Source organism: Limosilactobacillus pontis DSM 8475, from assembly GCF_001435345.1.
In the GTDB taxonomy this organism is placed as follows: domain Bacteria; phylum Bacillota; class Bacilli; order Lactobacillales; family Lactobacillaceae; genus Limosilactobacillus; species Limosilactobacillus pontis.
The window spans coordinates 33972-57273 of record NZ_AZGO01000058.1; the positions used below are offsets into that span (position 1 = coordinate 33972).

The 23302-nt window shown below is 55.9% G+C and carries 19 protein-coding genes and 1 other RNA gene; 10 read left to right on the forward strand and 10 right to left on the reverse strand.

The features are described from left to right. Positions 1-140 precede the first annotated feature (140 nt). From fni to mvk, 4 genes are all read right to left on the reverse strand, one after another. Positions 141-1178, reverse strand: coding sequence for a type 2 isopentenyl-diphosphate Delta-isomerase (gene fni, locus FD34_RS05700; protein WP_191980207.1), 1038 nt, complete (start codon positions 1176-1178; stop codon positions 141-143). 65 nt (positions 1179-1243) lie between these two features. Further along, positions 1244-2356 carry a phosphomevalonate kinase gene (locus tag FD34_RS05705; RefSeq protein ID WP_057807632.1) on the reverse strand — a complete coding sequence of 371 codons (1113 nt, stop codon included), beginning with the start codon at positions 2354-2356 and terminating at the stop codon, positions 1244-1246. Between the two features lie 25 nt (positions 2357-2381). Continuing rightward, positions 2382-3359, reverse strand: a complete 978-nt coding sequence (mvaD, locus tag FD34_RS05710) for a diphosphomevalonate decarboxylase (RefSeq protein ID WP_057807633.1) — start codon at positions 3357-3359, stop codon at positions 2382-2384. After that, complete coding sequence (gene mvk / locus FD34_RS05715) at positions 3359-4309, reverse strand: mevalonate kinase (RefSeq protein ID WP_057807635.1); 951 nt, start codon at positions 4307-4309, stop codon at positions 3359-3361. Before mvk ends, mvaD begins: the two co-directional genes overlap by 1 nt. 199 nt (positions 4310-4508) lie before the next feature. Between mvk and FD34_RS05720 the strand changes: the two genes are divergently transcribed. The 4 genes from FD34_RS05720 to FD34_RS05735 all read left to right on the forward strand — a co-directional run bounded on the left by FD34_RS05720 (position 4509) and on the right by FD34_RS05735 (position 9686). Further along, positions 4509-7373, forward strand: a complete 2865-nt coding sequence (locus FD34_RS05720; protein ID WP_057807637.1) for a helicase C-terminal domain-containing protein — start codon at positions 4509-4511, stop codon at positions 7371-7373. Positions 7374-7448: 75 nt separating this feature from the next. Continuing rightward, entirely contained in the window at positions 7449-7967 is a 519-nt protein-coding gene (locus FD34_RS05725) for a cell wall elongation regulator TseB-like domain-containing protein (protein WP_057807639.1), read from the forward strand. 72 nt (positions 7968-8039) lie between these two features. Next, positions 8040-8750, forward strand: a complete 711-nt coding sequence (locus FD34_RS05730; protein WP_057807727.1) for a DnaD domain protein — start codon at positions 8040-8042, stop codon at positions 8748-8750. 18 nt (positions 8751-8768) lie between these two features. Continuing rightward, positions 8769-9686 carry a DMT family transporter gene (locus FD34_RS05735; protein ID WP_057807641.1) on the forward strand — a complete coding sequence of 306 codons (918 nt, stop codon included), beginning with the start codon at positions 8769-8771 and terminating at the stop codon, positions 9684-9686. An 83-nt stretch (positions 9687-9769) separates the two neighbouring features. On the opposite strand, the gene FD34_RS05740 is transcribed toward FD34_RS05735, so the two are convergent. Further along, complete coding sequence (locus FD34_RS05740; protein ID WP_057807642.1) at positions 9770-12052, reverse strand: PBP1A family penicillin-binding protein; 2283 nt, start codon at positions 12050-12052, stop codon at positions 9770-9772. Beyond that, the gene (gene recU, locus FD34_RS05745; RefSeq protein WP_057807644.1) at positions 12042-12677 is read right to left on the reverse strand and encodes a Holliday junction resolvase RecU; all 636 of its coding nucleotides are present in this window, start codon (positions 12675-12677) and stop codon (positions 12042-12044) included. Before recU ends, FD34_RS05740 begins: the two co-directional genes overlap by 11 nt. An 87-nt stretch (positions 12678-12764) precedes the next feature. On the opposite strand from recU, the gene FD34_RS05750 reads away from it, so the two are divergent. The 6 genes from FD34_RS05750 to FD34_RS05770 all read left to right on the forward strand — a co-directional run bounded on the left by FD34_RS05750 (position 12765) and on the right by FD34_RS05770 (position 17354). Continuing rightward, entirely contained in the window at positions 12765-13337 is a 573-nt protein-coding gene (locus FD34_RS05750; protein ID WP_057807646.1) for an SLOG family protein, read from the forward strand. A 73-nt stretch (positions 13338-13410) separates the two neighbouring features. After that, positions 13411-13776: a cell division regulator GpsB gene (gpsB, locus tag FD34_RS05755; protein ID WP_191980206.1), complete on the forward strand. Its 366-nt coding sequence runs from the start codon at positions 13411-13413 to the stop codon at positions 13774-13776. Positions 13777-13804: 28 nt separating this feature from the next. Continuing rightward, positions 13805-14176, forward strand: an RNA gene (gene rnpB, locus FD34_RS08460) — RNase P RNA component class B. Between the two features lie 103 nt (positions 14177-14279). Next, entirely contained in the window at positions 14280-15098 is an 819-nt protein-coding gene (locus FD34_RS05760; RefSeq protein WP_057807650.1) for an aldo/keto reductase, read from the forward strand. 90 nt (positions 15099-15188) lie between these two features. Then, positions 15189-16322, forward strand: coding sequence for a THUMP domain-containing class I SAM-dependent RNA methyltransferase (locus FD34_RS05765; RefSeq protein WP_057807653.1), 1134 nt, complete (start codon positions 15189-15191; stop codon positions 16320-16322). A gap of 261 nt (positions 16323-16583) precedes the next feature. Further along, a complete protein-coding gene (locus FD34_RS05770) occupies positions 16584-17354 on the forward strand; it encodes a DnaD domain protein (RefSeq protein WP_083479897.1) in 771 nt (256 codons plus the stop codon). 53 nt (positions 17355-17407) lie between these two features. Here FD34_RS05770 and FD34_RS05775 read toward each other — a convergent pair whose 3' ends face one another. The 4 genes from FD34_RS05775 to FD34_RS05790 all read right to left on the reverse strand — a co-directional run bounded on the left by FD34_RS05775 (position 17408) and on the right by FD34_RS05790 (position 23066). Next, on the reverse strand, positions 17408-18736 hold the full coding sequence (locus tag FD34_RS05775; protein WP_057807657.1) for an MFS transporter: 1329 nt from the start codon (positions 18734-18736) through the stop codon (positions 17408-17410). 135 nt (positions 18737-18871) lie between these two features. After that, positions 18872-19882, reverse strand: a complete 1011-nt coding sequence (locus FD34_RS05780) for a LacI family DNA-binding transcriptional regulator (RefSeq protein ID WP_338040356.1) — start codon at positions 19880-19882, stop codon at positions 18872-18874. Positions 19883-20180: 298 nt separating this feature from the next. Then, a complete protein-coding gene (locus FD34_RS05785; protein ID WP_057807661.1) occupies positions 20181-21524 on the reverse strand; it encodes a gluconate:H+ symporter in 1344 nt (447 codons plus the stop codon). Between the two features lie 3 nt (positions 21525-21527). After that, positions 21528-23066: a gluconokinase gene (locus FD34_RS05790; RefSeq protein ID WP_057807663.1), complete on the reverse strand. Its 1539-nt coding sequence runs from the start codon at positions 23064-23066 to the stop codon at positions 21528-21530. Between the last annotated feature and the right edge of the window lie 236 nt (positions 23067-23302).

Consider the following 23302-nt stretch of genomic DNA (forward strand, 5'->3'; position numbering starts at 1 on the left):
TGTAAGCGCACCCTTAGCGTCTAGCGCAACGTAGCAAGTCTATTTGACCACGAACGAAGGCTGTTAACCTCCGTTCTAGGCTAGCCGTCCAGGACGCCGAGAAGCTTATTTCCCAGCCTCGTCGTTTTGCGTTCAAGTGGTTAAACCAGCCCGCGCTGCTGGGCGTATTCGTAGAGCGGGCCGGTCAGGACATAGTCAACCCGGCTGAGGTCGATGAAGTGCTGGGCGCCGACCAGGGTCAGCAGGCGGGGGAGCTGTGCCTGCCAATCGGTCAGGACCTGGTCGAGGGCTGATGCACCGTCCCGGACCAGGATGTTGAGGAAGTAACCGGCCACGCCGACCGCCCGGGCACCGAGGACCCCGGCCTTAACGACGTCGAGGGGGCAGGTGACCCCGCCCGAGGCGATGATGGTCGCCTGGCTATCCCGAGCCTCAAGCAGGGACTCTGGGGTGGTTTGGCCCCAGTCAGCGAGGTCGGCCATGTCGAGCTGGTGGTTGCGCCGGTTCTCAATCATGGCGAAGTTGGTCCCGCCCCGACCGCTGACGTTGATCAGCTGGACACCGGCCGTCTGTAGCCGTTCGATGGTCCGTCTGCTCATCCCGAAGCCGACCTCCTTGACAATCACCGGGACGTCCAGGCCGTCAACCAGGCGGGTAATGTTGTCCAGCCAGTAGAACTGGCGGTCACCCTCGGGCATCACCAGCTCCTGGGCTGCGTTCAAGTGGAGTTCCAGGGCATCAGCAGCCAGGAGATCCACGGCGGCCCGAGCCTTGTCTAGGCTAGCATCAGCGCCGAGGTTGGCGATCACGATCCCGTCCGGATTCGCCTCCCGGACCACGGTGAAGGACGGTTGGGCCGCTGCTTCCTTGAGGGCAACGCTGAGCGAGCCGGTCGCCATCGCCAGGTGGTGCTTATGGGCCAGTTTAGCCAGGGCCCGGTTGACCTTCGTGGCCTGTTTGCTGCCGCCGGTCATCGCCTCCAGGTAGAAGGGCCATTCCAGCTGGAGGCCGTCTGCCAGCTGGACGGTGGGGTCCACCGCGGCGACGGCCGTTTCCGGCAGGGCGTCGTGGATCAGGCGGACCTGGTCAAAGTAGTGGTGGGCATGGGCCCGTTGGTAGGATGCGGTGGCCAAGGAAAGGTGCTCATCCTTGCGATGGGCTTGTTGTGACTCCATAATAAATTTCCCTCCTAATGAAAAAGGGTCGTGGCAAACTGAATTGTCACCACCCTTTTTAATTTTACTTAGATTAATGGCAGGTGTTCGCGCACCGTGTACTTGACGTCGTCGATGAAGTGGACGGATAGGGGGAGTTGTTCGATCTTCTCCTGGGTCCAGGACTTGAGGACGGCCCTGAAGTTGACGTTGCGGTCGATGGCCACGATCCCGCAGTCACCACCACCAGCGCCGGAAGTCTTGGCAGCCCCGCCGAAGTGCTCGGCAATCTGGCAGAGGCGGTTGAGCACCGGTGTCTCGATGTTGACCCCAGAGTTGGCGCCGAGCTGCTTCAGCAGATGACGGTTGAAGCGGATCTCCTCCTTGATCTTATCGAGGTCCTGCTGGTGGAAGCCCTCGACCATCCGCTGAATGCAGGCCTTGCTGTCCTCGAGGAAGCGGTGGTATTCATCCTGCTGGCGGGCCTTGAAGAGGGAGATCTTATCGACCAGCTGGGAGGTCGAGGCCGGTTTCCCGGTCCAGCCAATCAGCAGCTCCAGATTTTGCGGGGCGGTCAATGACTCGATCTTGAGGTCTGGCCAAGGGAGGTCGATCAGACTCTTCAGGTCGAGGTACTTGCGCTGCTGGGCCAACCACTGCCGGTCAAAGGAGTGGTAGGAGATCCAGCCCCCGTAGACCGAGGCCGCCACGTCACCCAGCGAGCCGTTCCCCTGGACCTCAAAGTGGGCGATCGCCGCTAGCTTGAAGATCTCGTCCTTGGTCACGGGCAGGTGGTAGTAGTGGCACAGTGCCTTGACGGTCGCTACCGTGACGGCCGCCGAGGAACCGAGCCCGTACTTGCGGCCGTTGGCACTGTCCAGCTGGCTGTCGATCTGCATGTCGTAGATCCGCAGGTCGCGTTCGAAGCTGCGGGCGTATTCCTCCGTGATCCGGATGGCTGACAGGATATAGGAGAAGGGGTTGTCGCGCTTGTCGACCACCAGCCGATCGCCCATCCGTCGCCAGTTCAACTGGTCGTTGGTGTACTGCTGGCTGATGATCTGGCCGATTTCACGGGCACTATCCTTGATCGTGCAGGTGACGAATTGGTCTAGGGCCACCAGGATGGCCGGGTAGCCGTTCTCGACGACCGCGTATTCGCCAGCGATGTACAACTTACCAGGTGCTTTTTCAGTTATCAAAGTTTCAATATCCCCCTATAATTAATCAGTTATTTTCATCCCAAATTTCAATCCCGGGGCCGGCTTGGGAAACCACCAGGCGGTCGCGGTCAAAGGTCTGAGCAAGTCCGTCCACAATTCGGTCACGGTCGGCCCGGTTATAGATGACCTTAACGTTGGGGCCGGCATCCATCGTGAAGTAGCAATTGATGCCCTGTTCGCGAAGCCGGCGGACGGCTGCGATGGCACTCAGAGTCTCGCTGTTGAAGTAGGTGTAGCCTGGGTCAGCCGAGAGGGTCAGGGCGTGCATTCGCAGGGCGTTCTCCTCGGCAGTATGACCGATGACTTGGATGTCATGAGCGGCGATGGCGGCCTTCATGGTGGCCATGTCGCTTTCGACGACCTCTTTCCAGGAGTCGTAGTAGGGCGAACTGATCACGCTGGACTGCATTCCGTAGCGGCTGGAGATCTTCTTGCGGCCGGTGGAAACCATGATTGCCAGCATCTCCAATCCAAAGTCGACCTTTTCCATGATTGGCTCGGCGTAGGAGCTGGCGTCATCGTGGCCGCGGTGCCATTCGACCAGGCCCCCGTAGATGGAACGGGTGGCCGAACCGGAACCACGTCGGGCCAGGCGCGACAGATCACGGCGGGAGAGGTCCAAGCCGGCCGCCCGGCTCGCCGCTCCGGCCAGGGCCGCGAAGGCGGAAGCTGACGAGGCCAGCCCGGCCGCAGTTGGCACGTGGTTATGGGAGTCGACATGGGCAAATTCATGCCGGCCGCTCAGCTGACGGACGATGTCCAGAAAACGAGTGATCCGTGCCGCCCCGTCCCCAGTTACCGGCTGGTCATTAACCGTGATTTGATCGGCGGTCAGGGCCGGATCGAAGCTAACCCGGGTGGTCGTGTAAAATTCATCCAGGGTCATCGAGAGGCTGTCAGTCTGCGGGATGATCAGGTCCTGATCCTTCTTGCCCCAGTACTTGATCAGGGCGATGTTGGTATGTGCTTTAGCCGTTGCCATCAGTTATCACCTCGTGTTGTGTCTAGCGGTTGGATCCAGGTCTTTCGAGCGCCATTGTCCTTCAAGATTCCCGCCAACTTGCGGGCCCCCAGGGCGGTTCGGGTGATGGCAAACATGCAGCCACCGCGGCCGCCACCAGTCAGCTTGGCCCCCAGGGCACCGTTGTGGGTAGCGACGTCGATCAGGTGGTCGAGTTGATCGTCACTGACCCTCAGTGCGACCAGGTCCTGCTGGGCAGCGTTTAACGTTGTACCTAACTTGAAAACTTCACCCGCCGCCAGCAACTGCCGGCTGACGTTGACCAGCTTTCCCAGGTGTTCGATGTGCCCCTGGGCGCGGTCGTGATCGTCCTGGAGCAGGTCCTGAACGGCCATGATCGCCTCCTTGGTGGCGCCCTTGACGCCGGTGTCGGCGATCACCATCGTTGCCTGCAAGTTCATTGGAATCGGCGTGCCGGCCTGCCCCTTGACGTAGTAGAGCGGGGTCTTAGCGCTGACCGTGGCCGCATCCAGGCCGGACGGGCTCCGGTGGGTGATCTGCTCCTCGACGTCCGCCAGGGCTAAGAGAGTATCCCGGCTGAGTGGCTGCTCGTAGTAGTCGAAGAAGGCCCGGACAATGGCCACGGCGGTCGCCGCTGACGACCCCATCCCGCGCTCGGCAGGGAGCTGGCTATCGATGGTTAACTCCCAGTGGTCATCCTGGCCATTGAAGCGGGTAACCAGGGTCGCAATCAGCTTGCCGACGCCCGCCATGACCGGCGGCAGGTCGTGCCAGTCACCGGTGAAGTAGCGGCTGGTGACGGTCTGACCCTGGTCGGCCGGCGTTAGGGTGACGGTCAGCTTAACCGAGGGTAGGGGCAGGGCGATGGCCGGCTGGCCGTAGACGACGCTGTGCTCCCCCATTAAGATGATTTTCGCGTGACTCGTGCCAATCCCTTGTTCTTTCACCATCGTAACCTACTTTCTTCTCAAAAATTCCATTCTTCATCATAACTTAAAATTGATTATTAGAAAAGGGGCGACCCCGACTTGTTACTAAATCTAAATAATTGACCAGGATTCTGCCGGTGGTGGGGGCAGACAAAGACAAACGCGCGCTTGATGGTGTATCATATAGGAAGTAAATTATTGAAGAGATTCGGTGATAATTGTGAAGAAACAGAAAACAACGCGCCGCGCCAAACGTGATAAGCAGGCGCCGATTTACGCCGTGGTCGACCTGGAGACGACCGGGACCAATGTGAACCACGGCGATCGGATCATCCAGATTGGCTGTGTGCTGGTTCAGGATGGTCAGATCATCAACCAATTTGAGACCAAGGTTAACCCCCGGGAGAAGATCCCGCACACGATTGTTCAGCTGACCGGGATCCACAATCAGGATGTCCGGCACGCCCCGCTCTTTGAGGACGTCGCCGGCACGATCTACAGCCTGTTGTCGGGGACAATCTTCGTGGCCCATAACGTTAACTTCGATTTTCCGTTTTTAAACGCGGAGTTGGAACGGGCCGGCTACCCCCAGCTGTCGATTCCGGCAATCGACACGGTGACGATGAGCCAGATCCTGCTGCCGACCGCCCAGAGCTTCCGTCTGCGGGACCTGACCAGCAGCCTGGCGATTGAGCACGACCACCCGCACAGCGCGGTCTCCGATGCCGAGGCGACTGCCCAGCTGCTGATCGACCTGCTCGACCGGCTGCACCGTTTGCCGACCCTGACCCTGAGCAAGATCGTTGACCTGCAACTAGCCCTGCCCCAGCGGACTAGCGAGGTTTTTGCCCAGGAACTGAAACGCCGGGTTGACCACCCGCTGCCGCTTGCCGACGACCTCTACGTCAGCCACGGCCTGGTCCTCCACAAGCAGCGGCCCCTAACCGTCGATAAGCCATCTGCCGCACCACGCTACCCCTCAACCAAGCGGGGGAAGGCCAAGCTCTTCGGCGACCAGCTGACCGTCCGGACGGTCCAATCCAAGATGATGAATAGTATCTATAATAACTACACCCACGACGAGCCCAAGAACATGATTGTCGAGGCCGGGACTGGGAGCGGGAAGACCCTGGGCTACCTCCTGCCGCTGAGCTACGTGGCCCATCCCGACAAGCGGATCGTGGTCAGCACCGCCACCAATCTCCTCCAGCAGCAGATTGCCCAGCAGGCGGTCCACCAGCTCAACGGTGTCCTGCCCTTTAAGATGAATGCGGTGGTCGTCAAGGGCAACGACCACTACCTGGACCTAGCTAAGTTTGCCCACTCGCTGAGCGTGATCGAGGACTCCAAGCTGGTCCAATTGCTCAAGGCCCGGATCCTGGTCTGGCTGATTGAGACGACCAGCGGGGATTTGGACGAGCTTAACCTGACCACCCAGCAGTCGCCGTACTTCACCGAGATCCGCCATCACGGGGTCAAGAGCCTCAACCCGGCCAGTGAGCTCTACAACGATGACTTCCTCGTCCGTCGTGATAAGCGGCTCAAGCAGGCCAACATTGTGATTACCAACCATGCCTACCTGGTGGCCCACGCCCAGGAACTGGGTGACGGGACCCGGCGGCCGTACCTGGTGGTTGACGAGGCCCAGCACCTCAGCGACAGCATCCTGCACCGGTCGCGGCGGAGCTTCTCCTTCCCCCGCTTGCGGACCGCCATCCACGTCCTGACCGGCCTGGTCAGCAATGGTGAGGACCGCAACCTGGCTGATATCTTTGCCGACCATGCCCTGGCCAGCTACAATGTCGAGCTCCTGCGCGGCGACCTGACCACCCTTGATGAGGCCCTCAACCGCTTCCAGCAGGCCCTCTACCGCCAGTTTGGCCAGCAGACAACGGCCGGTGGGGAGAACGAGCTGATCGAACAAGAACTGGATAATCAGCAGCTCGCCCAGCTCCTCGACGTCAGTGGGCCGGTGATGATGGAACTGGAACAGGCCCTAGGCAGTGTCCAGCTGCATTTCTCGGCCCTCCAGCACATCTTCAACCAGCAGGCCGACCGTTGGCTGCCCAGCGATCGCTACCTAATGAGCCAGTTCCAGAGCCAGATGGCTAAGCTGACCGCCGCCGATGCCACCCTGAATAAGTACAACGAGACCCTGCGCCAGCGGAGGGACGCGGCGGCCTTCTGGCTCACCATCCGCCAGTCGAGCGAGTACAGCGCCATGCAACTGACCGGGGGCCTGCTGGCGGTCAACCACTACCTAACCGAAAACGTCTACCCGTACTTCGCACAGCCGCTCTTCGTCGGCGCGACCCTCTTCTCATCGAGCCGGTCGCGCTACCTTTACCAGCAGCTGGACCTTGACCGGCAGTCGACCTTGGCCAAGCGCTTCGCTTCGCCATTTAACTACCAGCAGCATGCCCGTCTCCTGGTGGCCACCGACGCCCCGGTGCCCAACCGCAAGAACAACGCCGAGTACGTCCGCTACCTGAGCAGGACGATCTATCAGCTGACCAAGCAGACCGACTGCCAGACGATGATCCTCTTCAACTCCCTGGTGATGATCGAACAGGTTTACAGCCAGCTGCGCGGCACCGACCTCTTCGACCAGCGTGACATCCTGGCCCAGGGAATCACCGGCGGCCGGGAGAAGCTGCTCAAGCAGTTTGCCAATGGCAAGAACGCCATCCTGCTCGGCGCCGCTAGTTTCTGGGAGGGGGTTGACCTGCCCAAGACCGCCCTGGAGCTTTTGATCATCACCCGGCTGCCGTTTGACGCCCCCGATGAGGTGATGACCCGGGCCTACCACGACCTGCTCAAGCGTGAGGGTCGCAACCCCTTCTACGGGGCCGCCCTGCCTAAGGCGACAATGCGCCTGCGTCAGGGGGTTGGCCGCCTGATCCGGACCGCTGACGACAACGGGGTCGCGGCGATCCTCGATTCTCGTCTCCACAGCCGGCGCTATGGGGCGACGATCCTGAAGAGTTTCCCGAAGGACCTGCCAATCATGGAGTTGCCGACTGACCAGCTGATGGCGACGGCAAATAATTTCATCAAAAAGAATCATCGCCACCCCGAAAAGTAAATTATCTGGTATAATCATAAAGATTAACATGATTGTTGACGAATCGTTCGTCAGACGTAAGAAGGGAATAATTACATGCAAAGTCGTCGCGAAGTGCAGCGCGAGCAGAGTCGTGGTTCGGCGCTGCGCACGATTCGAAATATACTACTTACAATCCTAGTGCTATTGCTGCTGGGCTGGAGTGTCTACGCGGTTGCCAATCAACCACGGGCCGCCGCCCGCCGGCAGACGATCTCTTTGACTGAAAAGTATGCCCACCTGCATAGTGCGGGTCACTTCTACATCTATAACCGGGAGAGCACCTACTACACGGTGGCTGGTAAGAACCAGGATAACCAACCGATCCTGGTGATTGTCCCCCAGCACGGTGGCAATATCCGGGTGGTCAAACAGCGCGCGGGGATTAGCGAACAACAGGTGCGCTCGATGATCACTGCGACCCGGCACCCGGCCACGATCCTGAAGGTTGCCCCCGGCGTCTTCAACAACAAGGTGGTCTGGGAGGTTACCTACCGCAACCACAAGGGGAGCCTGTGCTACGACCTGATTAATTTCAAAAACGGTCGCTATATTCAAAATATCAATAACCTGTAGTTTTAGGAAGAGGAGTTGTAACCATGGTTATGATTCCTCTCTTAGTTTGTCACGAAGGGAATGGTGATGATTGTGACAGAAGAAACACCGCTGCAACGCTACATCCGTGCCGGCCAGACGACGATTAGCAACCTGCTGGTCCACCACTACAAGCAGATCGGCATGTCGACCGCCCAATTGGTCTTGTACCTGCAGTTTAAGTCCTACCAGGACCGGGGAACGATGAATCCTGATGTCCGGGTGATCGCCAAGAACCTTGGTACCAGCGAGAACCAGGTCTTTAACCAGCTCCACCAGATGATGACCAACCACCTGGTGGAGCAGGGGATGCGTCGGCTACCAGACGGTAAGGAGGACGCCATCTACGACTTCAGCCCGCTGCTGAACAAGCTGGCCCTCCTGGAGGATCAGGCGACCACGACCGACCATGAGGAGGCCAGCCAGAATAGCCGCCAGCAGGTCTTTGCGACCCTGGAGAACGAGTTTGGCCGGACCCTCTCCTCGATGGAACTCCAGATCGTCAACGACTGGTTAGACAAGGATGCCTACACGCCGGCGATGATCAAGCTGGCCCTTCGTCAGGCAGTGATGAACAGCGCCGTAAACCTCCAGTACATGGAGCGGATCCTGCAGAGCTGGGCCCACCAGGGACTGCGGAGTGAGCACGACATCAATGAACACGAGCGCCAGTTTGAGAGCCGCCGCGCCGGGCAGACACCAACACAGGGGAGCCAGCCCCGCTCGGCTGGCCCCAAGATCCCAATCTACAAACTGGGTGAATAACAGAAAGGAATGAATGCAATGCAAAACGCGTCACACCAAGTCATGAAGGGAATCGGCATCGCCGCCTTGGCCTCAACCATGTGGGGGATCTCCGGGACGGTCCTCCAGCTGATCTCGCAGAACCTGGCCATCCCAGCCACTTGGATGCTCTCCGTTCGGACCCTGGTTACCGGGGTTATCCTGCTGACGATCAGCGCCTTCATGTATGGCAAGCGGATCTTCAACGTCTTTGCTACCCGGGCGACGACCATCTCGGTGGTCACCTACGCGATTTTCGGCCTGATGGCGAACCTATTGACCTTCTACTACGCCATCCAGCGGGGAAATGCCTCGGCCGCCACGATCCTCCAGTACCTGTCACCGCTCTTCATCGTGCTCGGCGGGATTGTCTTTCTCCACCGCCGTCCGTTTAGAAGCGACATCAGCGCCTTCGTCATCGCCCTGTTAGGGGTTGTCTTGAGCATCACCCGGGGCAACATCACCAGGCTGGCGATCCCGTTTGACTCCCTGATGTGGGGGATCGGCTCCGGGATCACCGCCGCCTTCTACGTGGTTCTGCCGCAAAAGGCGGCCGAGAAGAACCCGCCGATCATCGTCCTCGGCTGGGGGACGATGATCGCCGGGATCCTCTTCAACCTCTACCGACCGTTCTGGGTCAACCCACCGCAGATCTCCACGACCCTGGTGGCCTCGGTCGGCACCGTCGTCCTGTTCGGGACGATCCTGCCCTTCGGCTTGCTGATGGAGGCCACCAAGTTCGCCCCGTCGGACGTGGTCAGCATCATGGATGCCCTCCAGCCGATTGTCACCTCGGTCCTGAGTGTGATCTTCTTCCACCTGGTTCTCAACTGGGTCGAGATCCTGGGCATCATCCTGGTGATTCTGGCTATCTATATCCTGCAGGAGGGCCGGCGTCGCAAACTCAAGGGAGTCTAGCAACCAACATAATAAGATACTAAAAAGCGCTGAGTGCCAACTGAAATTCGTAGTTGGCGCTCAGCGCTTTTGCTTATGCTTGACTATTGACCGTTGTTAGCGGGTTGCGCGTTGTTCGTAGGGGCCGTTGACGGTGTGGAGGCCGCCGAAGCCGATGATGAGCTAGCGGCTGAGGATGAGGACGCACTAGACGAGGAGGACTCGCCATTGTGTCGACCACTTTCACTGTTTGATTCACTGCCACTTGATTCGCTGTGACTGGAGCTGGATGATGATGACGATGATGAGTGGTCATTATCCTGACCGCTATCGTCGTTGCTGTCATCAGCGGCGTATTCGAGGGCCCACTTGGAGTCCTTGATGACTAGCTGGCGCTTGCCGTTGACCCGGACGGCCTCGACCGTGTCGGGCATTGCCCAGTTGCTGGCGTGGTTTTGACTGTCGAGGTAGCTCATCAGGTCCTTGTACAAGAGGATGGCGGACTGGGTACCGGAATCGCTGAGGCCTGGTGACTGCATTGGGCGGTCGTAGCCGGTCCAGACGGCGATCGAGTAGTTCTTGGTGTAACCGGCCATCCAGGAGTCCATGGCGCCGGAGTGACCACTACCGGATGGGTAGTTGGTCGTCCCGGTCTTCCCAGCCTGGTTGACCCCGTCGAGCTTGGCGGCGCTGGCACTTCCTTGGTCAGAGGCGTTGAAGACGCCCTTGAGCATGTCGGTGATCATGTAGGCTGTTGCCCGATTCATTGCCCGCTTACCTTGCGGGTTGATCTGCTTGATGTTGCCGTCCTGGGTGGTGATGGAACTGATGTAGTACGGCTTGTAGTAGGTTCCCCCGTTGGCAAAGGCCGCGTAGGCAGCCGATACCTGGAGTGGGGAAATGTAGAGGGCAATCCCGCTCTGCAGGGTGTACGGATCCTTCTGCGAGATCCCCAGGCCGTTGACAAAGTCAGTGGCCCGTTTGATGCCGACCTCCTGGAGGGTCCGGATGGCGGGAACGTTCCGCGATTGAACGAGGGCGGCCCGCATGGTCATGGAACCCTTGTACTTATTATCGAAGTCCCGTAAGACCTTGTTGGTCCCAGGGTAGACGAACTTGGTATCCTGGACTCGCTTGAAGGTTGGCCATTGGAGGTACTCGATGGCCGGGCCGTAGTCCATCAGTGGCTTAGCAGTCGAACCGGAACTCCGGTTGGTCTGGACGGCCCGGTTCAACCCGTAGATGACGTTGCCGGTGTGGCGACCACCGAGCATGGCCACGATCTGCCCGTTGTGGGGATCGGTGACGGCTACCCCGGTCTGCATGTTGTTCCCCTGGAAGGAGACGGTGTTGTTGGCAGCGTCGTAGAGGTGTCGTTGGGCGTCGAGGTCGAGATTGGTGTGAACCTTCAGCCCATCGCTGTAGGGGTTGTAACCCCGGGCCTCCAGGTCAGCCAGCACCTGCTTGACGTAGGCGTCGATGACCTTTTCCTTGACCCCGGTGCCGTTGTTAGAGGTGTTACCGTGGTCGGGATCCAGGCCGTCGGTGATGCTTTCGCTGGCCGCCTGGTTGGCCTGGGACTGGGAGATATACTTGCTACGGACCATGGCGTCTAAGACCTCGTTACGCCGTTGGGTGGCGTACCTGGTGTTGTCGGCCAGCGGGTTGTAGTAGGACGGTGATTGCGGCATTCCGGCGAGCAGGGCCAGCTGGGGGAGGTCTAGCTCGTCGAGGTCCTTACCATAGTAGTACTGGGCCGCGGTCTGCATTCCGTAGACCCCGTTACCCATGTAGACCTTATTAATGTAGAAATCGAGAATCTGGTTCTTGCTGAAGTGGCGCTCGACGTTGATCGCCAGCCAGGCTTCCTGGGCCTTGCGTTTGAAGGTCCGGTCCGAGGTGGCCGTCGAGAAGACCGACAGCTTGACCAGCTGCTGGGTCAGGGTACTCCCACCCTGCATCCCGGCGGAGCGGCCGAAGATGTTGGCCGTGGCCGCCCCGACGATCCGGATCGGGTCGACCCCGTGGTGCTTGTAGAAGCGCCGGTCCTCGATGGCGACGACGGCGTGCTTGAGGTTATCAGGCACCTGGTCGCTCTTGGCCACCTCACGCTTCTGGGCGCCCAGGCGGGAGATGATCCGGTTCTGGTCGTCATAGATTGTGGTGGTACTCTGACCGGCGAGCTCACTCCGGCTGATCCGGGGAGCGCTGGAGGCGTAGTAGAAGAAGAGGGCGGTTCCCGCCACGAAGAGCAGGACGATGATTCCCAGTGCCCAGAGGAGGATTCGCTTGGCGAGTCCGCCCCGGCGTGGTTCATCATCGTAGTCATAATCGTCGTAGTCCGGCCGGTGGCGGTCGCTACGACGCGGTTGATCATTACTTGTCATGATAAACTCCTTTGTGCTCGGCAGCGATGATCTGATCGACTGCCTTTAAATATGGTAGGCGGGGGTTGAGCTGGTATTCAATCTGGAAGCCCCAGTGCTGAATATCGGTCAAGGTGATTGATTTGCGGCCGCCCTGGTCCGCCTCGTCCCAATAATGGAATAGAATGGTTGCTGGTAATAGGTAGACGAGGTCCAGGTCGGTAAACTTGATGAAGGCAAAGCAAATCCCGCCTTGGTTGACACACTCCCGCATGTGGTTGATCTGGTGGGGATGAAAGTTCTTCAGGGGAAAGGAGCGGCGGTTGCGCGTCTCCTTGGCATCGAAGTCGATGTAGCGTCCCCGGTAGATACCATTGTAATCGGTAGTTGACGGGCGGCGGAAGTAGGCCTCCCGGATCACGGCCGCACTGCGCTTGGGGTAATCGACCTTGACCAACTGAATCGGGGTTGGCTTCTTGTGGATCACCGCGATGTGGCGGGCCAGGTAGTACTGGTTACTGTGGTTGATTTCATCCTCTAGTGACATTCCCCGCTTGGCATAGATGGACCGGTGGGGAGTCGGCAGATCGCGGCTGGCATGGTATGCCTGCTGCGGGTGTTGACCATTGGGATAGTGAATCTTCATTTTCTGCATCACTCTCCTAACTAGCCTTATATTATACCAGAATGTCGGGTAAAATGATGATACAGAAATGTTACGGAGGTGGGTTCGATGCGGCGCCTATGGGTAACCGGTTATCGCAGCTATGAATTGAACGTCTTTAAAGAGGATGATCCCAAGGTTCAGGTCATTAAGAAGGTCCTAACCGACTATTTGAAAAACTACCTGGAGGAGGATGAAGAGGAGTGCTGGCTGATCTCGGGACCGCAGATGGGGGTCGAGCGGTGGGCATTAGAGTGTGGGCTGGACCTTAAGGATGATTATCCCCAGCTCCGGTTAGCCCTGATGGAACCCTACACGGAGTTTGACCAGCGCTGGAATGAGGGTAACCAGGAAAAACTGGCAGTGGTCAAGGGCCGAGTCGATTTCACGGCGCCGGTCACCGACCACCCCTACCAGTCGCCCCAGCAACTGCGGGCTTACCAGCGCTTCATGCTGACCCACACGGATGGCATGTTGATGGTCTACGATCCCGAGTATGAGGGCAAGCCCAAGTACGACTACCGCCAGGCCCAGCGCTACCAGGAGCAGGGAGACTACCCGATCACCCTGATTGACTTTGACGAGCTCCAGGAGACGGCGGTCGAGTGGCAGGAGGACCAACGAAATAAAAATCAGGAATGACCCTTGAATTTGGCCGGGAATTTGGTAAAATAATTATTGTGTCACGTATAGCTAAATGATTGGGGTGTTTGAGTTGGATAGCATTAAGTTTACGCCGCAAGATATCTTGCATAAGCAGTTTAAGGAAAGAAACATTGGTAAGGGCTATGATGAAGCTGATGTCGATGCCTTCCTTGACGATGTTATCAAGGACTACGACACCTATAACAAGGAGCTTGACCGTTTAAACAACGAGAACGAGCGTCTGCGGACCAAGGTCGACGAATTAAATCGGCAGGTTGAGGTAGGGTCAACGATGAGTGCCCACAGCAGCAACCAGCAGCCGGTTTCTAACGCCACGAACATGGATATTCTGAAGCGGTTGTCCAACCTGGAACGGCGGGTTTTCGGCTCCCAGATCAATGGCGGCGAAGGCCAAGACGATTCGCACCTGCTATAGGAGACTACTTAAAACTGAATATTTTGCAAGCTTTGGGTAATTGAGCACAGCTTTTGTTGTGTTAGGAAGGTCCATGCTCGCACAGGCTGCGATGCCTGTAGTGTTTGTGCTCGCTGAAAAAATAAGGCGGGGCACCGATTCTTCGGTGACGGCGGAAAAAACGGCTAAGGTTTTCTATGCCCGAGTATTCCTGAAAAGTGCCACAGTGACGATACAAGTCGGGAAACCGACTTGGTGGAACGCGGTAAACCCCTCAAGCGGTAAACCCAAACTACGGTAGGGGAGCTTTGGATAACGAATTGAAGTGATTCCAGGGGAGAGTTTTTACTCTGAGATAGATGATTACCTCGGGGCCATCATTACCTGGTGGTGGTCCTACGACAAAACATGGCCTACAGATGCTTGCAAACAGGTACCCGGATTCGTCCGGGTTTTTTATTTTTAAAAATTGGGGCGGGTGTATAATAAGGGTATGCGTTAACGATGATAAAGGAGTGGTTTTGATGAAAACAGTACGTTTGAACAATGACGTGGTCATGCCAATGGTTGGCTACGGGACCTACCAGATTCCGATCACCACGACCCGGGACAATGTTCTCCAGGCCCTGCGCACCGGCTACCGGTTGATCGACACCGCCCAGTACTACGGTAACGAATCCGGGGTCGGCGCGGCCCTGACCGAGAGCGGCCTGGCCCGCGATCAAGTCTTCGTGACGACCAAGGTCCAGACCAGTGGCTATGCCGAGACCAAGCGGGGGCTGGACGAGTCGTTGAACCGGTTCAACCACGACTACTTCGACCTGGTATTGATCCACTGGCCAACTGGCAACGACCTGGAGACCTACCGGGCGCTTGGGGATGCCTACCAGGACGGTAAAGTGCGGGCGATTGGGCTGAGCAACTTCAATGCCGCCCAGGTCCAGACGATCATCGACAACTCGACGGTCGTGCCGATGGTTGACCAGATCGAGACCCACCTGCGCTGGCAGCAGAAGCGGATGCATGCCTTCCTGGCCAGTCGGGGAATCATTCACGAATCCTACGCCCCGCTGGGTGAAGGACAGCCGGGCTTCATGGACGCCCCGGAGCTGGTCAAGATCGCAGCCAAGTACCACCGGACCCCGGCTCAGATCGTCCTGCGCTTTCTCAACCAGGAGGGGGTTGTGGTGATTCCCAAGACCCTGAATCCGGAGCATATGGCCCAGAACCGGGACCTCTTCAGCTTTGTGCTGGACAGTGCCGACCTGCACGTCTTAGAGGGCCTCGACCGTAAGCAGGCCCTCGACGGCTGGCCGGAGTCGATGCACGAGGATCAGTATTAATTTGGCAAGTGGGAACGTGATCTGTGGTCATGGGCCCGCTTTTATTATGGTAGAATACTGGTAGCACTACGAAGCAAAGGAGCAATTATTTTGGAAAAGTATCAATTGATCGCGACGGTGGCGGCCGGCATCGAGGCCCTGGTCGGCAAAGAGCTGCGCCGACTGGGCTATGACACCCGGGTGGAGAACGGCCGGGTCCGCTACCAGGGAGACATGAAGGACATTTTGAAGACCAACCTCTGGCTGCGGACCGCGGACCGGGTCAAGATCGTGGTCGGCGAGTTCGATGCCCGCAGCTTTGAGGAGCTGTTCGATTTGACCACCGACCTGCCCTGGGAGGACTTCCTACCGGTCGATGCCCAGTTCCCGGTCGAAGGGAAGAGTCACCACTCCCAGCTACATAACGTACCGAGCGTCCAGGCGATCGTGAAGAAGGCAATCGTCCAGCGGCTGAGTCGCTTTTACCACCGGCGGACCCGCCTGCCGGAAACCGGGGCCCTGTACCCGTTGGAAGTGGCGATCAACAAGGACCACGTTTTACTGACACTGGACACCACCGGTGAGGGCCTCTTTAAGCGGGGCTACCGGAAGAACAAGGGGGGCGCACCACTCAAGGAAAACATGGCGGCGGCCCTGGTGATGCTGGCTCACTGGTTCCCGGACAACCCGTTTGTCGACCCGGTCTGCGGTTCGGGGACGATCCCGATCGAGGCCGCCTTGTACGGGCACAACATCGCCCCGGGGATCAACCGCTCCTTTATCTGTGAGCAGTGGGTCAACCTGACCCCGGATGGCCTGTCCGATGAGGTCCGCGATGAGGCGGACGCGGCGGCTGACTATGACGTTGAGCTGGAGATCCACGGCTACGATATCGACCAGAACATGATCGACATCGCCGACGAAAACTGCCGGGCGGCGGGGTTGACCCACGACATCACCTTTAAGCAATTGGCAGTCAAGGACTGGCACACCGATGAGATCAACGGGGTTATCGTCGCCAACCCGCCATACGGGGAGCGGTTGTCCGACCATGAGGCGGTCCACGAGCTCTACCGGCAGATGGGGGACCTCTACCGACCGCTGACTACCTGGAGCAAGTACATTCTGACGGCCGACATGGAGTTCGAGAAGTACTATGGTGCGCCAGCCACCAAGCGGCGTAAGCTCTACAACGGGGCATTGCGGACCGACCTCTTCCAATACTGGGGCAAAAAGAAGAGATAAGCCGTTGGAATGGCGCTATATCAACAATTTAAGTGTTGTGAAACCCTGAAAAGGGGCGAATAGGGGGCAAGTAGGTGGCTTTCCGCGCTAATTTGCCCGATTTAAAAAGTCTGCGTGATGCCGTCGTCACGCAGACTTTTTAAATGAGGCCGATCATGCCGAGTTTACATCAGGTCCACGTCAGCCGTATTTAAAAGTGGGGAAGTCTGTCGCTTGACGCAGACGTGCCTAATCATTGGATATTACGGAGGAGAAAAAAGTATGGCACAACGAAGGATGTTTAGTCAAAAGGTGGTTGAAACGGATCGCTTCCTCGACATGGCTCTGACCGCTCAGACCCTGTACTTTCACCTGGGGATGCACGCCGACGATGACGGCTTTGTCGGCAATCCCAAGTCGCTTCGGCGGATGATCGGGGCGAGTGAAGACGACCTCAAGGCCCTGGTCGAGAAGGGCTACCTGATTCTCTTCGAAGACGGGGTGGTTGCCATCCGGGACTGGCTGGTGTCCAACTACGTCAAGAAGGACCGCTACACGCCGACCATTTATACGACGGACCGCCAGCTGCTGGTGGTCGACCGCAATCGGCGTTATCAACTGGCGGCTGAAGTCACCCCCGAAGACACTGTGGAACCAGAACGGATCCAAAATGGTTCCAAAATGGATCCACAGGTTAGGTTAGGTCAGGATAGGTTAGGTAAGAGTAAGGGTAAGGATAGTTTAATTCAGACTACTAGTCCTGCTGAAGCCAAACTCAAGAACCTCCACATCAAACTCAATCCCACCCAACAACAACTGCTCGCCGATTACATCGGGGATCTGTCGTCTGATGTGGTCTGCTTTGCCATCGGCTCAATGGCCCTTTACGCTGACAAGCCGCGTTTCAACTACCTAGACCGAATCCTCAGTCGTTACCGACAAAGCGGGATTCGGACCCGTCAGCAGGCCCAAGAGGATGATGAACTTTATCAGGGGAAGCCCGTTCAGAACAAGCCTGGCCCGGTAATTCCCATCTACCGGCTAGGGGAGTGACATAAAAAAGGCTAGGATCGTAAGCCGGATCCTAGCCCATTTCATCAACATGGTTAGTTATTTTTAGAAATGTATTTAGGCGACGTTTCTGGTGCCCAGATAAGACAGATGACCCCACCGACAATTAAAACCACCAGGCAAACCAGCATGGCAAGGTGGGCGCCGCCAAGACTAGTCAGGATCGGCAACAAGAAGGTCCCGCTAGCTGCGCCGATTCGACTGATCGTAATGCAGGTTCCAACACCAGTTGCGCGAACCTTGATGTCAAATAGCTCAGTTGGATACGGGTAATCTAATGTCAGACCGGAAGAGAGGACGATTGAAAACAGGGCAAAGAGCGCCATCTGAAAGACGAAAGCATGAGCAGGGCCAAGTAGCATTAGCAAAAGGGCTAGGGCTGACAGGAAAAATGTTCCAATCAGGAAAATGCGCCGGCTTAAAGTTTGAAATAGCCGGCTACCAAGGAGGACCCCGACTAGCATACAACCGTTATAGATAATTCCGGAAAGGTTACTATCACTCATCCCCATGCTTGCTAGTAAAATGGGCAAGAAGATGCTGATGCCAAAGAAGGCAAAGGCCTGGCAAGCATAGAATAGCCCGCCGACCAAAGTTCTGCGTCGATACTGTTTTGTAAACAGGGCCTTCCAGGACACGCTATCAGTTGGTTTTGCTTTTAGGAGCTTGAACGGCAGGCCCCACTTTTTACCGATATGCTTCTGAATTAATTTTTGGGCAGTCTTGTATTTGCCCTGGCTGGCCAACCAGCTGGGGGATGCCGGAAGTTTGGCAACCGAACGAAAAATTGCGGTAATCAAGCCTAAAATGGCTGATGAAGCCAGAATTATCTGCCAGTTTCGACTGCCAAAGCCGTGGATTATGATCCCGGCGATATACGAGAGAATGAATCCGATGGTCCAATAAATAATTAGCTGGCTCTGTCGCTTACCGCTTTCATTAAGGGGCAGCCATTCCACTAATAAGGAATTACCAACAGTATAGTCAATGGCAATCATTAGTCCGATGAGGAAACGGATAAGAAATAGCGCCAATGGGCTTGCTGTTAACAGCTGGAGCAGGGAGAGAAGTGCGAATAAGTACATGTCGATCATGAGCATTTTGCGGCGACCAAATTGATCGGCAATTCGGCCCATGATGGCGCTCCCCATTAGTCCAAGCAAGCTACCAGCCCCGATTAGGCCCACCCAAAGATCGCTAATATGGATATAGTTTTGGGCGTCGTTTAATGCAGTCCCAGATATTCCTAATGCATATCCGCAAGCTATTTGTCCAAGAACGATTGCTAAAAATACTCGTAAATGGACCTCTTTAATTGGTGCTTTCTTGTAGTTCTTTTTGTGATAGTCGTTACTAGTCTGTATGATTTTGGCTTTCTCTCCTTCATATCTAAGAAATTGCGTTACAAATTAAAGTATAATGGTTTTCAAAAAGGCCTGTCAAATCTGCCCTCCTTATCTCAGAACCCGTTTGATTTAGTCCGCAACCGCACAGATATGCTAAATTGAATGCCGTTCGACGGTTTCAACGGGGAGGAGGGTGGTCGAACTAGCACTGTCCTTCTTACTTATTTGCGTCAGCAATTTATCGGCGGCGATGTTACCCATCAGTTCCATATCCTGTTTTAAAAGAAAGATCCCATCACCCACGTACTGTGACCATTCCCAGTCGTCAAAGCTGACGAGCCCCAGGTCAGCCGGGAAGGTGAGGTTAAGATTTTTGAAGATGCTGAGGAGGTCAAAGAGAACGGGCCCCATCAATGAAATAACGGCCGTCCGCCCATCTAGTGCATTGAACTGTTTACGGAACGCTTGGGTTAGCCATTGCCGGTCATGGCCGCGTGTTTCAATATTACGATAACTTAGGCCAGCCTCTTTTGCCGCCAGCTTAAGACCGGCAATTCGGGGAATTTGCCCCGAGGCTTCAGCGAAGCGGGCGCTGATGGTTAGGATGTTATCATAGCCGCGCCGGCTGAGTGATTTCCCCAGTTGATAGCAGGCATCCCGGTTGGTGCTGGTAACCTTACCGGTCGTTTGCGGCTGGTCATCGACTTCCCGATCGACGATGACCAGGGGAACATTATTTCTTTTGGTAAATTCGTACTGGGTAAAGTGGCGGGAATTTGGCTGGACGATTATGCCGTCGACCCGTTGCTGGTATAGTCGTTTTAATGCCCGCGCTTCGGTATCAATCGAGTTGTTAGTATTCATTAGCAAGATATCGTAACCCGCCTTCTGTAACACATCATCTATTCCCTTGGCGAGTAGGGATGAGAAGGGGTTGGAAATATCGCCGACCAGGACCCCAATTACGTGACCCTGTGCTTGGCGAAGGCGTTGGGCTGATGCGGCTGGGACATAATTGAGGCTATGAATTGCCATTTCGACGTGCTTGCGGGTTGCTGGGCGCATTTTCTCAAAGCGACCATTGAGAATCCGGGAAACGGTAGTTACTGAGACACCAGCGGCTCTGGCGACGTCTGCAATTGTAATGTGCTGTGTCATTGTCATCTTCCTTAGTTATACTTGATATTTGATTCCTGCCGCATAGCCTGGCCGGCAGTGTGTGACAAGGGGCGACGTGATCCTGCGGGGGCAGAGTCCTTAAGTCGGCTGAACCGGCGGACGGTTTAACCACTACGCCGGGACGCGGGTAAATAATTTTTACGACAAGAATGGGAAATAGCCGCTCTGCAACTATTTCCCAATTCTACAGTTTACATCCATTATACGCTAATAGAGGGATTGCGTCCCCACCAATTACAAAAGGAGCTCCACCATCCGGGAGCTCCTTTTGCATTAGTAAATATCAAACAAATAGTGAAATTGCGTATACCGCACCCAGTCCGGCAATTGCCAGGACGGAGGTTAGGGTTGACCAGGAAAGCAGGGTTTCCTTTAATGAAAGGCCGAAGTATTCCTTGATCATCCAGAAGCCAGCATCGTTGACGTGGTCACAGAAGACCGATCCGGCACCAACGGCTAGAACCATTAGGGCGGCCATCGCCGAGTTGGAACCAAACTGGTGTGCCATTGGAGCAACAAGGCCAGCGGCAGTCATTGCCGCAACCGTAGATGACCCTAGCGATACACGGAGAATTGCGGTGATGAGCCATGCGGCCAGAATTGGTGAAATATTGGTTTGCGCAAAGAGGGTTGAAATATACTTCGAGATGCCACCGTCGACAAGGACTTGCTTAAAGGCACCCCCACCACCGATAATCAAGAGCATTACGGAAATCTGTTTAATGGAAGCAACCATCGAGTTGGAGATTTCACCCATCTTCTTGTTTCGCCAAAGCCCCATTGTAAAGATGGCAAAAATTAACGAAAGAAGCATTGCGAGGTCAGGGGCACCGATAAATTGGATGAATTCGTTAACGGGGTTGCTCTTCGGGAAAATAAATGAACAAATGGTGGCAACGGCAATTAGGATAACTGGCATCATCGCTGTCAGAACAGAGATACCGAACTTCGGGGTCTCATCCAGGCTGAATTCTTTGTATTCGCCAAGAACCGAGATATCAATATTCTTCCGGTAAACCTTTGGGTAGACCTTGTGAAGGAACCAGTTGAACACCGGTCCGGCAATAATAATTGTTGGGATTGCGGCAATAATACCGAGCAGGAGGACGTGCCCGAGGTTGGCACCGAGAATATCAGAGATCGCTGTTGGTGCCGGGTGCGGCGGCAGGAAAGCGTGGGTAACGTTCAGTGTGGCAGCCATGGGGATACCAAGGTACATCAGCGGCATGTCAAGCTCGCGGGCAATGATGAAGATAATCGGCAGAACAACAACCAGGCCGACTTCAAAGAACAGTGCCAGCCCGATAATGAATGAGGCGAGGATAACGGCGACCTGAATCCAGCGGCGACCGAACTTATCAATAAGGGTCGTGGCAATTCGGTAGCCACCACCAGCATCAGAGACAAGCTTCCCCAGCATTGATCCAAAGCCGAAAATGATGGCAAGGTGACCTAGCTGACCGCCAATCCCGGTTTCAATGGTTGTCGGGATCTTGGCGAGCGGCAACCCCAGTAGGAGGGCGATAATAAACGAAGTGATAACTAGGGCAACGAAGGTGTTGAGCTTTAACTTAACGATCATGAAGATTAAGAGGACAACACCGATTAAAACGATAAGTAATGGCATGATTTACCCCTCCTTGTGAGAAGATTGTTGTTGCAGCATCGCGATTGTTGAGTAGGCCGGGGTTAACAGTCCCTCGACCTGTTGGAACAAGGGTAGGTATTGCTGGTAAACATGAACCGCACTTGCCCGTGGCTGGTATGAGCTGATATCGCCAATAAGGTCTTGGACAACGTCAAGACTATCGACAATCCCGAGGCTCTTCATTGCCATGGTGACCGCTCCCAAGCAGCCAGACTCAAATGAGTTTGGAATGTTGACCGGGCAATTGAGGACGTCCGCCAGCATCTGCCGCCATACTTCTGCCCGGGCAAAACCACCAGTCGCGGTGACGCTGGATGGTTCGCCAACCAGGTTTCGAACAGCTTGGAAGACGGTGGCGATATTCATACAGATTCCTTCCATTACCGACCGTAGCATGTCGGCACGGGTATGCAGTTGCGAAAGGCCGAAGAAGCTTCCCCGGGCGTTGGCATCCCACAGGGGAGCTCGTTCACCACCGAGGAAGGGATGAAAGAGGAGGGCGTGGGCGCCGGCCGGGACCCCTTCAATGACGTGATTGGCAAGAGTATATGGGTCAACCTGCTCGTTCTTAACGGCGCTAGCGTCCACCAGGTGCTCAACCGCCCATTGGTAGACGTCGCCACCGTTGTTCAGGGGGCCGCCGATTACCCAAAGCCCGTTATCGACGGCGTAGCAGAAGAGTCGCTGCTGGGGATCAATTACGGGATGATCCGTGACAACCCGAACACCGGCTGATGTGCCGATGGTGATCGCAACCGTGTTTTGCTTGATTGCGCCGACACCCAGGTTTGACAGGGCCCCGTCAAAGGCCCCGTAGACGAATGGGGTGTCTGCTGGAATGCCCAGTTTTGATTGGGCCTCGTCTGTTAAACCGACTGCCTGACTTGTCCCGTTAACGATGGTGGGCAGCTGGTTTGCCTTAACCTTAGCAAGGGTCAGGGCCTGGCTGTCCCAGTTGCCGGTATTGATGTTCATCATTCCGGTGCAGGAGGCAATTGAGATGTCAACCTTGAATGACCCAAAGAATTTATAGAAGAGGTAGGACTTAATATCGCCAAAGTAGGTGGTCTTGGCCACCGTTTCCGGGTGGGCCTGATTAAGCCACATTATCTTGGTCAGCGGTGACATCGGGTGAATCGGTGTCCCGGTCTTGGCGTATAGCTGCTGCCCCTCCGGACTGCGTTTCAGCTGGTCAGCAACCGTTCGCGCTCGGGTATCTGCCCACGTGATTACCCGAGAAAGGGGGCGAAAATGGTGATCAAGCATGATCACGCTTTGATTAGCACTAGAGAACGAAACCGCTAACAATTTTTCGTTTGCAAAATCGATCTTCGTTCCAGCGTCATGGATCACCTTCTCAACGGCATTGAGCATTGCTTCTGGATCCTGTTCAGCCATTCCGCTAGCATCCCGGTAAAGGGAGTAGCCTTCGCTAAAGTGGTCTAATACTTTTGCATGTTCATCGTAAAGGACGGCTTTGGTTGACGTCGTACCAACATCAACACCAATAAAGTAGTTCATTTGTCTAACTTCCTTTGATAGTATTTCAAAATGTTACGGTTTAACGATACACCAAATAATATATTATCTTATGTAAGCGATGTCAATAGAAAATTATATAAAAGGGTATCGTTTTCCTAAACAAGAATGACGGAGAATACCACCCTAATAATATAAAAACAGGCTCAGACTAAAAAAGTTTTAACCTGTTTCAGGGTAGTATGGTAGTGTGGGGATGCAAAATGATACAATATAAT